The 13,063-nt window shown below is 60.3% G+C and carries 13 protein-coding genes; 5 read left to right on the forward strand and 8 right to left on the reverse strand.

The annotated features are described in order from the left end of the window. Positions 1–124: 124 nt before the first annotated feature. Complete coding sequence (gene glyA, locus AC54XV_RS22480) at positions 125–1,378, forward strand: serine hydroxymethyltransferase (protein WP_003419083.1); 1,254 nt, start codon at positions 125–127, stop codon at positions 1,376–1,378. 105 nt (positions 1,379–1,483) lie between these two features. Here the strand turns inward: glyA and yjiA are convergent, their stop codons facing one another. The 3 genes from yjiA to AC54XV_RS22495 form a co-directional block, all read right to left on the reverse strand. Beyond that, complete coding sequence (gene yjiA / locus AC54XV_RS22485) at positions 1,484–2,461, reverse strand: GTPase (protein ID WP_011268931.1); 978 nt, start codon at positions 2,459–2,461, stop codon at positions 1,484–1,486. Positions 2,462–2,556: 95 nt separating this feature from the next. After that, positions 2,557–2,754, reverse strand: a complete 198-nt coding sequence (locus AC54XV_RS22490) for a YbdD/YjiX family protein (RefSeq protein ID WP_003399964.1) — start codon at positions 2,752–2,754, stop codon at positions 2,557–2,559. Positions 2,755–2,781: 27 nt separating this feature from the next. Continuing rightward, positions 2,782–4,857 (reverse strand): carbon starvation CstA family protein, encoded by a 2,076-nt coding sequence (locus AC54XV_RS22495; RefSeq protein WP_496717229.1) that lies wholly within the window; start codon positions 4,855–4,857, stop codon positions 2,782–2,784. Between the two features lie 284 nt (positions 4,858–5,141). On the opposite strand from AC54XV_RS22495, the gene AC54XV_RS22500 reads away from it, so the two are divergent. Further along, the gene (locus AC54XV_RS22500) at positions 5,142–5,510 is read left to right on the forward strand and encodes a PilZ domain-containing protein (protein ID WP_024661089.1); all 369 of its coding nucleotides are present in this window, start codon (positions 5,142–5,144) and stop codon (positions 5,508–5,510) included. Between the two features lie 5 nt (positions 5,511–5,515). Here AC54XV_RS22500 and radA read toward each other — a convergent pair whose 3' ends face one another. Then, positions 5,516–6,883 carry a DNA repair protein RadA gene (gene radA, locus AC54XV_RS22505; protein ID WP_002555235.1) on the reverse strand — a complete coding sequence of 456 codons (1,368 nt, stop codon included), beginning with the start codon at positions 6,881–6,883 and terminating at the stop codon, positions 5,516–5,518. A 196-nt stretch (positions 6,884–7,079) separates the two neighbouring features. Here radA and mscL point away from each other — a divergent pair, with 196 nt between their 5' ends. Continuing rightward, positions 7,080–7,526, forward strand: a complete 447-nt coding sequence (mscL, locus tag AC54XV_RS22510; protein ID WP_003399960.1) for a large-conductance mechanosensitive channel protein MscL — start codon at positions 7,080–7,082, stop codon at positions 7,524–7,526. Between the two features lie 190 nt (positions 7,527–7,716). On the opposite strand, the gene AC54XV_RS22515 is transcribed toward mscL, so the two are convergent. Further along, on the reverse strand, positions 7,717–8,493 hold the full coding sequence (locus tag AC54XV_RS22515) for a ferredoxin--NADP reductase (RefSeq protein WP_011268934.1): 777 nt from the start codon (positions 8,491–8,493) through the stop codon (positions 7,717–7,719). A gap of 336 nt (positions 8,494–8,829) precedes the next feature. Between AC54XV_RS22515 and AC54XV_RS22520 the strand changes: the two genes are divergently transcribed. Both AC54XV_RS22520 and AC54XV_RS22525 read left to right on the forward strand, forming a co-directional pair. Beyond that, positions 8,830–9,063, forward strand: coding sequence for a helix-turn-helix domain-containing protein (locus AC54XV_RS22520; RefSeq protein WP_003340758.1), 234 nt, complete (start codon positions 8,830–8,832; stop codon positions 9,061–9,063). 129 nt (positions 9,064–9,192) lie between these two features. Next, positions 9,193–10,317: a methyltransferase gene (locus tag AC54XV_RS22525; protein ID WP_024642069.1), complete on the forward strand. Its 1,125-nt coding sequence runs from the start codon at positions 9,193–9,195 to the stop codon at positions 10,315–10,317. Positions 10,318–10,404: 87 nt separating this feature from the next. On the opposite strand, the gene AC54XV_RS22530 is transcribed toward AC54XV_RS22525, so the two are convergent. The 3 genes from AC54XV_RS22530 to AC54XV_RS22540 are packed head-to-tail and all read right to left on the reverse strand — an operon-like array spanning position 10,405 to position 13,044. Continuing rightward, positions 10,405–10,572 (reverse strand): DUF2474 domain-containing protein, encoded by a 168-nt coding sequence (locus AC54XV_RS22530; protein WP_002555239.1) that lies wholly within the window; start codon positions 10,570–10,572, stop codon positions 10,405–10,407. A gap of 21 nt (positions 10,573–10,593) precedes the next feature. Continuing rightward, entirely contained in the window at positions 10,594–11,601 is a 1,008-nt protein-coding gene (cydB, locus tag AC54XV_RS22535) for a cytochrome d ubiquinol oxidase subunit II (RefSeq protein ID WP_003396217.1), read from the reverse strand. Positions 11,602–11,604: 3 nt separating this feature from the next. After that, positions 11,605–13,044 (reverse strand): cytochrome ubiquinol oxidase subunit I, encoded by a 1,440-nt coding sequence (locus AC54XV_RS22540; RefSeq protein WP_003399952.1) that lies wholly within the window; start codon positions 13,042–13,044, stop codon positions 11,605–11,607. Positions 13,045–13,063: the final 19 nt, after the last annotated feature.

The following is a 13,063-nucleotide window of genomic DNA, read 5'->3' on the forward strand; positions in this document are numbered from 1 at the left end:
TTCAGGCCTGGTCGAAACCCGCGTGAACGCGGTCACTGGTCAAGATGACTGCCTTTCATATGCCAGATAAAACCCGATGGGGTAGAATAGCCGCCTTTTCCGCCATGCCCCCTTGAGGACTGCCATGTTCAGCCGTGATTTGACTATCGCCAAGTACGACGCCGATCTGTTTGCCGCCATGGAGCAAGAAGCTCTGCGTCAGGAAGAACACATCGAGCTGATTGCCTCGGAAAACTACACCAGTCCGGCCGTCATGGAAGCTCAGGGCTCGGCCCTGACCAACAAGTACGCCGAAGGCTATCCAGGCAAGCGCTACTACGGTGGTTGCGAGTACGTCGACATTATCGAGCAACTGGCCATCGATCGTGCCAAGGAACTGTTCGGCGCTGATTACGCCAACGTCCAGCCACACGCCGGTTCGCAAGCCAACTCGGCGGTCTACCTGGCCCTGCTGCAAGGCGGCGACACCATTCTGGGCATGAGCCTGGCTCACGGTGGTCACCTGACCCACGGCGCCAGCGTTTCGTCCTCGGGCAAGCTGTACAACGCCGTTCAGTACGGCATCGATGCCAACGGCATGATCGACTACGACGAAGTCGAGCGCCTGGCCGTCGAGCACAAGCCAAAAATGATCGTCGCCGGTTTCTCTGCCTACTCGCAGATCCTCGACTTCCCGCGCTTCCGCGCCATCGCTGACAAGGTCGGTGCCTACCTGTTCGTCGACATGGCGCACGTCGCCGGTCTGGTCGCCGCAGGCGTCTACCCGAACCCGGTGCCATTCGCCGACGTCGTGACCACCACCACGCACAAGACCCTGCGCGGTCCACGTGGCGGCCTGATCCTGGCGCGCGCCAACGCCGAGATCGAGAAGAAGCTGAACTCGGCGGTATTCCCTGGCTCCCAGGGCGGCCCGCTGGAGCACGTCATCGCGGCCAAGGCCGTGTGCTTCAAGGAAGCGCTGCAGCCTGAGTTCAAGACCTACCAGCAGCAAGTGGTGAAGAACGCCAAGGCCATGGCCGGCGTGTTCATCGAGCGTGGCTTCGACGTCGTGTCCGGCGGTACCGAGAACCACCTGTTCCTGCTGTCGCTGATCAAACAGGACATCTCCGGTAAAGACGCCGACGCCGCTCTGGGTCGCGCCTTCATCACCGTCAACAAGAACTCCGTACCGAACGACCCACGCTCCCCGTTCGTCACCTCCGGCCTGCGCTTCGGCACCCCGGCAGTGACCACTCGCGGCTTCAAGGAAGCTGAGTGCAAGGAACTGGCCGGCTGGATCTGCGACATCCTGGCTGACCTGAACAACGAAGCCGTGATCGACGCGGTTCGCGAGAAGGTCAAGGCCATCTGCGCCAAGCTGCCGGTTTACGGCGCTTGATAAGCCTGGTTTAAACGCAGTACCAAAAGCCCCGACTTGTGAGAGCCGGGGCTTTTTGTTGGGCAACTCATTGTGTGGGCAGAAGCCTGGCCGCTGAACGACCTCTCAACCGCATACCTTCTCGAACCCCGCCCGTATCTTCTCCTCCGGCAATTCATCGGCAATGAACACAATCACGCTCTCGCGCTTTTCGCCTTCGGCCCACTCGGTGTCCCAGTCAAAGCCGTACAGCTTGAGCACGCCCTGAAACACCATCTTGCGCGGTTCGTCTTCGATGTTGAGCACGCCCTTGTAGCGCAGCAGTTGTTTGCCGTGGTCTTCGAGCAGTTCATTCATGAACTCGCTGAGGCGGTCCAGATTCAGTGGTTTGTCGCTGCGCAGGACCAGGCTGCTGATGCGGTCAGCGGAATTGCCGGCCGGGGCCAGCGGGCGCAGGATCATGCCGCCGCCCAGGTCAGCGTTGAGGTTGAAGCCGCGTACGTCGAGCAGTTCGGCGAGGTCGATTTTGCCGTGCTCGACGATACGGATCGGCGCGCGGCGGTTGATGCGGGTCAGGCGCGCACTCAGGGCTTCGAAGGCTGCGTCGTCGACCAGATCACGCTTGCTGACCAGCAACCGGTCGGCAAAGCCGATCTGCGCCTGGGCGATGGTTTGCGCCAGGTGGGTATCGGCGTGCGCGGCGTCGACCAGGGTGATGATGCCGTCGAGGATGTAACGCTCGCGCAATTCTTCATCAATGAAGAAGGTCTGCGCGACCGGCGCCGGGTCAGCCAGGCCGGTGCATTCGATCACCAGTCGGTCGAACGCGATTTCGCCGCTGTCCATACGCTCCAGCAACAGGTAGAGCGCCTTGGTCAGGTCGGTGTGGATGGTGCAGCACACGCAACCGTTGGACAGGGTCATGATCTGTACAGGGTCGGTGCCGAGCAACTGGCTGTCGATGCCAGCATCGCTGAATTCGTTTTCGATCACGGCGATTTTCAGGCCGTGTTCGGCCTTGAGCAGGTGGCGCAGCAAGGTGGTCTTGCCGGCGCCCAGAAAACCGGTCAGCACGGTCACGGGGATGGGTTGCAACTCAGTCATAAGGCTCCTGGCGTGAGGCATTCAGCTGAAATGAAAACGCGCCACAGGTGATGGCCTGCGGCGCGTCGGATCAAACCATAACGCAGATCAGCGGATCAACAGCACTTCGGACCGGCCTTGCCGCCGTACCGTGCCTCTTGCCGTTCCCGGAAGAACTGCTCGTAGGTCATCATCGGCTTGTCCGGATGAGTGTTCTGCATGTGTTCGACGTAGGTGTCGTAGTCCGGCATGCCCACCATCAGGCGCGCGGCCTGACCGAGGTATTTGCCGAGGCGACTCAGGTCATTGAACATGGGCAATTCCTCTGTGGGTAACCATCGTCACACCTGCGACGCTGGCGGCATGGCCTGGAATGGCGCTTCCTTGTCGGTGCGCTCCTTGGTGCTCCAGGCCGCACGGCCGACTTTAATGGCGTAGAACAGGATGCTGAACACCACGAACAGGAACAGCACGGTCAGCCCGGCGTTGGTGTAAGCGTTGAAGATCACGTGCTGCATCTGGTCCATGGTCTTGGCCGGGGCCAGAATCTGACCGGCATCGGCCGCCGCGCTGTATTTCTTGGCCAGGGCCAGGAAACCTACCGCAGGGTTGGCGTCGAACAGCTTGATCAAGCCAGCGGTCACGGTGCAGATCAGCAGCCAGACGGCAGGCAGCATGGTCACCCAGACGTAGCGCTGACGCTTCATCTTGATCAGCACCACGCTGGCCAGCATCAGGGCGATACCGGCGAGCATCTGGTTGGAGATACCGAACAGCGGCCATAAGGTATTGATGCCGCCCAGCGGGTCGATGACGCCCTGATAGAGCAGATAGCCCCACAGCGCCACGCAACCGCCGGTGCCGATGGCGTTGGCCGTCCACGACTCGGTGCGTTTCAAGGCCGGAACGAAGCTGCCCAGCAGGTCCTGCAGCATGAAGCGTCCGGCACGTGTCCCGGCGTCGACGGCGGTCAGGATGAACAGCGCCTCGAACAGAATCGCAAAGTGGTACCAGAACGCCATGGTGTTTTCACCCGGCAGCACCTGATGGAGGATCTGTGCGATACCGACGGCCAGCGTCGGAGCACCACCAGCCCGCGCCAGCACGGTGTTTTCACCAATGTCTTTCGCCACAGCCGTCAGTTGCTCCGGCGTGATGGCAAAGCCCCAGCTGGACACCGTCTGCGAGACGGTCACCACGTCACTGCCGACCACGGCAGCCGGGCTGTTCATGGCGAAGTACACGCCCGGCTCGATCACCGAAGCGGCAACCATCGCCATGATGGCCACGAAGGACTCCATCAACATGCCGCCGTAACCGATGTAACGGGCGTTCTTCTCGTTATCCAGCAGCTTGGGCGTGGTGCCCGAGGAGATCAGTGCGTGGAAACCCGACACTGCACCGCAGGCAATGGTGATGAACAGGAACGGGAACAATGCGCCCTTCCAGACCGGGCCTGTGCCGTTGGTGAACTGGGTCAGGGCCGGCATTTTCAGCTCGGGCGCCAGGATCAGGATGCCGATCGCGAGTGCCAGAATGGTGCCGATTTTCAGGAAGGTCGACAGGTAGTCACGGGGCGCAAGCAGCAGCCAGACCGGCAGCATGGCCGCTACAAAGCCGTAACCGACCAGCATCCAGGTGATCTGCACACCGGTGAACGTGAACATCGGCCCCCAGGTCGGATCCGCCGCTACCATCCCGCCGACCCAGATCGAACCGAGCAACAGAATGACACCGACGATGGAGATTTCACCAATGCGCCCCGGACGGATGTAGCGCATATAAATGCCCATGAACATCGCGATCGGGATCGTCGCCATGACCGTGAACATGCCCCACGGGCTCTCGGCCAGGGCCTTGACCACGATCAGCGCCAGCACCGCCAGGATGATGATCATGATCAGGAAGCAGCCGAACAGCGCGATGGTGCCGGGAATACGGCCCATTTCCTCGCGAACCATGTCACCCAGCGAGCGTCCGTCACGGCGCGTGGAGAGGAACAGGATCATGAAGTCCTGCACCGCACCGGCCAGCACCACGCCTGCGATCAGCCAGAGCGTGCCGGGCAGATAGCCCATTTGCGCTGCCAGTACCGGGCCGACCAGCGGGCCTGCGCCAGCGATGGCGGCAAAGTGGTGTCCGAAGAGAATGTGTTTGTTGGTCGGCACATAGTCCAGACCGTCGTTGTTGACCACCGCCGGTGTCGCGCGCAGCGGATCGAGCTGCATGACGTGAGTGGCGATGAAAAGACTGTAGTAACGATAGGCAACCAGGTAGATAGCTACCGCAGCGACCACTATCCACAAGGCGTTGATCGCCTCTCCGCGGCGCAAGGCCACGACCCCAAGGGCACATGCCCCGACAATTGCAACGATGAGCCAGGGAACATGGCGCATCAGACTATTATTATTTTTCATTTTTTTATTCCAGCAGAGTTGACTAGAAGGCAAGCCATGCGAGTTTAGCGCCGGATCAGCGAAAGACCACCCCCAACCAAGGTCTAGGTCGAATTTTGATCAATTGCGGCAGATACCCGGCATAGAGGGCTGGAATGGCCTCGACAGATGGCGGTCCGATCACAAAACCGTGATACAGAACTGTTCTGTAATTGCTTTCCGGTCTATCGTGCATGGACAACAGAATCGATTAGATAACGACCTGCCGCTGACCTCTCGTGGCGGGTAACAAGAGAGTTCATTCGATGACCGACTCACCTGCAGATCGCCGTCGTTTCAAGCGCATTGCCTTCGACGCCAAAACCGAATTGAAACAGGGCGATCAGACCTGGAAGGTTCAACTGCTCGACCTGTCCATGAAAGGCCTGCTGATCGAGCGACCCGAGTCATGGACCGCCCATACGGCGCAGCCCTTTGAAGTCGATATTCGCCTGAGCAATGACGTGTACGTGCACATGGATGTCCAAATCACCCACGACCATAACCGGCAACTCGGTTTCGTCTGCCGGCACATCGGGCTGGAGTCGATCAGCCATCTGCGGCGCCTGATCGAGCTGAACCTTGCCGATCAGGACGAACTGGACCGCGAGCTGGCAGCACTGATCGAACTCTAGACCGCTTACTCGAACAGCGCATCCAGGGCCTGCTCCAGGCGCGTAACGGCAATGATCTGCAAGCCGGGCGGCGCTTCCTTCGGCGCATTGCCCTTGGGCACGATGGCGCGCTTGAAGCCGTGCTTGGCGGCCTCCTTGAGGCGCTCCTGGCCGCTGGGCACCGGCCTGACTTCGCCCGACAGCCCCACCTCACCGAACACCAGCAAGTCATGCGGCAACGGACGATTGCGCAGGCTGGACATCACCGCTGCCATCAAGGCCAGGTCGGAGGCGGTTTCCAGCACCTTCACACCACCCACCACGTTGAGAAACACGTCCTGATCGTGAGTGGGAATGCCGCCATGTCGGTGCAGGACCGCCAGCAACATGGCCAGACGATTCTGATCCAGACCCAGCGTTACGCGGCGCGGATTGGACATGTGACTGTCGTCCACCAGCGCCTGCACCTCGACCAGCATCGGCCGCGTGCCCTCCCAGGTGGCCATGACCACACTGCCCGGTACTTCTTCCTGCGCACGGGTGAGAAAGATCGCCGACGGGTTGGAGACTTCTTTCAGGCCCTTGTCGGTCATGCCGAACACGCCCAGCTCGTTGACCGCGCCAAAGCGGTTCTTCACCGCGCGCAGCAAACGCAGGCGGCCGTCCGATTCGCCCTCGAAATACAACACGGTGTCGACCATGTGCTCAAGCACACGCGGGCCGGCCAGTGCACCTTCCTTGGTGACGTGGCCGACCAGGAAGATCGCCGTACCGCTCTGCTTGGCGTAGCGCACCAGCAAGGCGGCGCTTTCGCGAACCTGCGACACGCCGCCAGGGGCCGACTGCAGCTGTTCGGTGAAAATCGTCTGGATCGAATCGATCACCATCACCTTGGGCTTCTCGACCTTGGCGGTGGCAATGATGGTCTCGATGCAGGTTTCGGTCATGACCCGCAGCTTGTCCTGCGGCAGCCCCAGGCGCCGGGCGCGCATGGCGACCTGCTGCTGGGATTCCTCACCGGTGACATACAGCGCGGGCATGCGCTGGGCGATGTTGCACAGCGTCTGCAAGAGGATCGTGGACTTGCCGATGCCGGGGTCGCCGCCAATCAGCACCACCGAACCGTCAACCAGACCGCCGCCGAGTACCCTGTCCAGCTCGGTGGAGTTGGTGGAGAAGCGCGGGATTTCTTCGACGCTGACCTCCGCCAGGGTCCTGATCTGCGCCTGGGAACCGGTCCAGCCGGTACGCCCGGTAGGCGGCGCGGCGGCACCGCTTTCAATCATGGTCTCGACCAGTGTGTTCCAGGCACCGCATTCGCTGCACTGGCCCGCCCACTTGGGAAATGTCGCGCCGCACTCGGTGCAGCCGTACAAGCGTTTGGCCTTGGCCATGACAACCCCAGTCGTTAAAAAACGCCCATGATAACGCAGGTTGCAACCCCTGCCAGTCGCTCGGCGACAACTGCTTTTGAAAACCGGATAAAACTTACGCGAACGACTTCGGTCGATTGAACGTGGCACGGGCGGCAGCAGTACGTCTGGGCTACACTCATCCGGATCAAATTTATCTGCTACAAGGAATTACCCCATGAGCGTGCTTAAGGAATTCAAGGCATTCGCGGTCAAAGGCAACGTAGTTGATATGGCTGTCGGTATTATCATCGGCGCGGCATTCGGCAAGATCGTTTCTTCGTTCGTCGGCGATGTCATCATGCCGCCGCTGGGCCTGTTGATTGGCGGTGTCGACTTCAGCGACCTGGCCGTCACCCTGCGCCCCGCGCAAGGGACTGCCCCGGCAGTGCTGCTGGCGTACGGCAAGTTCATCCAGACCGTCATCGACTTCATCATCGTCGCGTTCGCGATCTTCATGGGCGTCAAGGCCATCAACCGCCTGAAACGCGAAGAAGCCAAAGCCCCTACCCTGCCGCCAACGCCCTCCAAGCAGGAAATCCTGCTGGGCGAGATTCGCGACCTGCTCAAAGAGCAGAGCAAACCGGCAGCGCCCATTACCGTGGATCCTGCGCGTACGCTTTGATTGAGCAAGGCCCGCGAGCTATCGTCCCCATGCTCCGCGTGGGGATGCATTTGCGGACGGTCTGCGTCCAGCATTGAGTGCGGTGACGCAGAGCGTCACGAACTGCATTCCCACGCGGAGCGTGAGGAACGATGGTTATGTGACTATCGTGCCAATGCTCGGCACGATAGCCATCGTTAGCCGCCAACCCTCACCAATACGTCTCCACCGCCACCTGCCCCGGCTTGCGTGACAGGCTCAAGCGCATCTCGCGCTGCTTGAGAATCGCCCGTGTGTCATCGATCATCTGCGGATTGCCGCACAACATCACCCGCGAATGCTCCGGCGTGAGAGCAATGCCGGCCGCGCGCTCAAGCTCCCCGTTTTCGATCAACTGCGTGATACGTCCATTCAATGCGCCCGGATGCTGTTCACGGGTCACCGTGGGCAGAAACAGAAACTTGTCCGCGTATTCAGCCAGGTACTCACGCTGCATCAGTTCGGCAATCAATTGCTGATAGGCCAGCTCGCGCGACTCACGAACGCTGTACACCAGAATCACCCGCTCGAACTTCTCCCAGACCTCGAAATCCTGAAGGATCGAGAGAAACGGTGCGACCCCCGTCCCAGTGGATAACAGCCAGAGATCGCGCCCATCAATGAAACGATCCAGAGTCAGGTAACCGAACGCCTGCTTTTCCACCAACAGGCTGTCGCCTTCACGCAAACGGCTCAACTCGCTGGTGAATTCGCCATCCGGCACCACAATGGAAAAAAACTCCAGAAACTCGTCGTGCGGTGAAGAAACCATCGAATAGGCACGCCATACCACTGAACCGTCGGCCTTGGTCACCCCGAGACGCGCGAACTGTCCGGCACGAAAGCGAAAGCCGGGATCACGCGTGGTGCGCAGGGTAAACAGGTTCGCGGTCAGCGGCGTGACACGCTGCAGTGTCTGTCGGGTGAATTTGTCGTCACTGACGGTCATGGTGCGCTTTGAACTCCTGAATATGGAAAGCAGAGCCCAGTGTCCCGCAAAGCAGGCTCGATAAACACCGGCTGTTTGTGATGGATTATCCGGCAACGGGCTCTGCCGCTTAGAGTATTTGGTTCTTGGATCAGCTCCTGACGGGTAGCACATCCACAGGCCAAATTGCCTCGACCCTTCTCGCGCGGGGTTTTCAGCCAGCAGCCCCAGAACACGCAGCCATGTGCCATCAGCCCATCCGTCCGGCTGATCCGCAGCCCGACGGATTGCGGTCTATTTGTTCCTAGACTGGATAAACACCCAGCAAGGTCTGTACACGTACTGCAAGGAGGCTACATGAACACAATGGACATAAATTTCTCACAGCCCTCGCCAGCAAAAAACCTGACTCAGAGAGAAATCGAAGTCCTCAAGTGGTCCGCCGAAGGCAAAACAGCTGGCGACATCGCAATGATCCTCTGCCTGAAGGAACGCACCATTCACTTCCACATTGCCAGTGCCATTCAAAAAATGGGCGTTTGCAACAAGACGGCTGCCGCCGTACAAGCCGCGCTCAGCGGGATGTTCTGACAAACGGGCAATCACCGCGTAATCAGACAGGTATCGAAACGAAAAAATACGTAAAATCGTTTGTCTCAGCGAGCCCACCTGTCATCGGGCTCACTGACATACCTTCGATTGCACAGAGTTCTCCCGCCAATGCCCCTGCTCATCAGTCCCTTCGCTGAACTTGATCTCATTCGCCAACCCGAGCAACAGGATGAGCCCCTGCAGGCATTCGATGCCGCCGACGAGTACCTGCTCAATCATGTTGCACAGGCAGGGCTCAGCCTGCCCAGCCGGGTTCTGGTGCTCAATGACAGTTTCGGCGCGCTGGCGGCGAGTCTCGCGCCGCATGCCACGGTGATCAGCAGTACCGACTCGTTTCTGGCGGCGCAGGCGCTGGAAAAGAATCTGGCGCGCAACGGCATGAGCTACGACGCAGTACCGCACATCCCGGCCAGCGAAGCGTTGCAGGGGCCCTTCGACTGGGTGCTGATCCGGGTGCCCAAGACCCTGGCGCTGCTGGAAGAGCAACTGATACGCCTGCAAGGCCAGCTGGCCCCCGGCGCTCGGGTCATTGCTGCGGCAATGGTCAAGCATTTGCCGCGTTCGGCGGGCGACTTGCTGGAGGAATATGTAGGGCCGGTGCAGGCCTCGCTGGCAGTGAAAAAAGCCAGGCTGCTGTTCGCCACGCCACAGCCCATGGAAGTGCGCACCTCGCCCTATCCGACGCGCTACCGGCTGGAGGAGCCGGCCATCGAACTGCTCAACCATGCCAATGTGTTTTGCCGCGACGGGCTGGACATCGGCACTCGCGCCTTCCTGCCGCATCTGCCGAAAAACCTTGGCACGGCAAGGGTCGCAGACCTGGGTTGCGGCAACGGCGTACTGGCCATTGCCAGCGCGCTGGACAACCCGCAGGCGCACTACACGCTGGTCGACGAGTCGTTCATGGCCGTGCAATCGGCAGCCGAGAACTGGCGGGCGACGCTGGGTGATCGCGACGTCCGGGTTCGGGCTGGCGACGGTCTGGAGATGCAGGAGCCTGACTCGCTGGATGTGGTGCTGTGCAACCCGCCCTTCCACCAGCAGCAAGTGGTCGGCGACTTTCTTGCCTGGCGGATGTTTCTGCAGGCGCGTGCCGCGCTGGTGACCGGCGGGGCGCTGTACATCGTCGGCAATCGCCACCTGGGTTATCACACCAAGCTGTCGCGCCTGTTCCGCGGCGTCGAACAAGTCGCCGCTACGCCGAAATTCGTGATTCTGAAAGCCCGCAAGTAACTCACTGCACAAAAAAAGACCCCCTTGCCACGCGAGTGGCAAGAGGGTCGCAAAACGTGTCCGGAAGACACGAACGGGAATTCAGTATCAGTGTGTCGTCAGGCCCGCTGCGCTCATGAACATGCGCATCAGGCTGGCGACGATGAACAGCGCAAATACGCTGCCCGCCCAGATTCCGACCAGCCAGGCCAGTCGTTGCCAGAGCGGCTTGCTCAGCGCCGGATCAGGATCGTGCATGGAATTTTTACCAGACATCGTCATTCTCCTCGGTTCGGACTAGTGATAACCGTCTGCTGCCGTCACCTTGCCGCGGAACACGTAGTAGCTCCAGAAGGTGTAGCCCAGAATGAACGGAATGATGAACAGCGTGCCCACCAGCATGAAGCCCTGGCTCTGCGGCGGCGCGGCGGCTGTCCAGATCGATACCGAAGGCGGAATGATGTTCGGCCACAAACTGATGCCCAGACCGCTGTAACCCAGGAAGATCAGCAACAGGGTCAGTAGAAACGGCGTGTAGTGGGCATTGCGGGCCACCGCCTTGAACAGACCGTACATGGTCACCAGCACCAGAATCGGTACCGGCATGAACCAGAACAGATTGGGCATGCTGAACCAGCGATGCGCGATATCAGCGTGGGCCAGCGGCGTCCACAGGCTGACCACGCCCATGACCGCGAGCACCGCAAGGGCCAGCGGACGTGCCAGATCATGCATCGCCTTCTGCAGCGAGCCTTCGGTTTTCATGATCAGCCAGGTGCAGCCCAGCAGCGCGTAAGCGACGATCAAGGCCAGCCCGCAGAACATCGGGAATGGCGAGAGCCAGTCCAGCGAGCCACCGGCAAACTGGCGATCGACCACCGGGATGCCTTCAATGTAGGTACCCAGCGCCACACCCTGGAAGAAGGTCGCAGCCAGCGAGCCGCCAATGAATGCCTTGTCCCACCAGTGACGCTTCAGCTCGGTCGCCTTGAAGCGGAACTCGAACGCCACGCCACGGAAGATCAGGCCCATGAGCATGAACATCAGCGGCAGGTACAGCGCAGACAGGACCACCGAGTAGGCCAGCGGGAATGCACCGAACAGTGCCGCACCGCCCAGCACCAGCCAGGTTTCGTTGCCGTCCCAGACCGGCGCGACGGTGTTCATCATCACGTCGCGGTCGGAGCTGTCCTTCATGAACGGGAAGAGAATCCCGATACCCAGATCGAAGCCGTCCATCACCACGTACATCATGATGCCGAAGACGATGATGATGGCCCAGATCAGCGGAAGATCGATACCCATGGCTTAAATCCCCTTGCCGTGACGGTCAAGATTGTCGCCATCTTCTTCGCCTTCAACAGCAGCGGAGAGCGGACGGGCCGGTGTGCGTTGCTGGCCGGGACCACCGTGAGGCACATGTTCGACGTAGGCTTTCGGCCCTTTGCGAACCAGACGCATCATGTAGCCAAGACCGGTGCCGAAGAGCACGAAGTAGACGACCACGAACAGCACCAGGGTGATGCTCATCTGCGCCACGCTGTGCCCGGACGAAGCATCGGCGGTGCGCATCAGGCCGTACACGACCCACGGCTGACGGCCGATTTCGGTGGTGAACCAGCCGGCGAGAATAGCGATCAGGCCGGATGGCCCCATCCACAACGCCAGATACAGGAACGGACGCGAGTTGTACAGCGTGCCGCGCTTGCGCAGCCACAAGCTCCAAAGGCCGGTGAAGATCATCAGCATGCCAAGGGCGACCATGACCCGGAACGACCAGAACACGATCGTCGAATTAGGGCGATCCTCAGGCTTGAATTCCTTGAGCGCAGGCACCTGCTTGTCCAGGCTGTGAGTCAGGATCAGGCTGCCCAGGTACGGAATTTCCACCGCGTACTTGGTACGTTCTTCCTTCATGTCGGGAATGCCGAACAGGATCAGCGGGGTCGGTTCGTCACCGACGTTCTCCCAGTGACCTTCGATGGCCGCAATCTTCGCAGGCTGATGCTTGAGCGTGTTCAGACCGTGGAAGTCACCGACGACAGCCTGGACAGGCGCCACCAGCAGGGCCATCCACATGGCCATCGAGAGCATCTTGCGCACTGCAGGTGTGTCGCGGCCCCGCAACAGATGCCAGGCGGCCGACGAACCGACGAAGAACGCCGTCGCCACGAACGCGGCGATCGCCATGTGCGTCAGGCGATAAGGGAACGACGGGTTGAACACCACAGCGAACCAGTCAGTGGGAATGACCCGACCGTCAATGATCTCGAACCCTTGCGGGGTCTGCATCCAGCTGTTGGACGACAGAATCCAGAAGGTGGAGATCAGCGTGCCGATGGCGACCATTACCGTGGAGAAGAAGTGCAGGTTGCGGCCGACACGATTCCAGCCGAACAGCATGACGCCGAGGAACCCCGCTTCGAGGAAGAACGCGGTCAGCACCTCGTAGGTCAGCAGCGGGCCGGTCACAGCACCTGCGAAGTCGGAGAAGCGGCTCCAGTTGGTGCCGAACTGGTAGGCCATTACAAGCCCGGAAACCACGCCCATGCCGAAGTTGACTGCAAAAATCTTCGACCAGAAGTGGTACAGGTCACGGTAGACGTCATCGCGGGTCTTCAGCCACAGACCTTCGAGCACAGCCAGATAACTTGCCAGACCGATGGTGATGGCAGGAAACAGGATGTGGAACGAAATCGTGAATGCGAACTGAATCCGGGCGAGATCTATAGCCTCTAAACCGAACATAAGATGTTCCTCTCTCAGA

It is taken from the genome of Pseudomonas fragariae (ex Marin et al. 2024) (assembly GCF_059621105.1).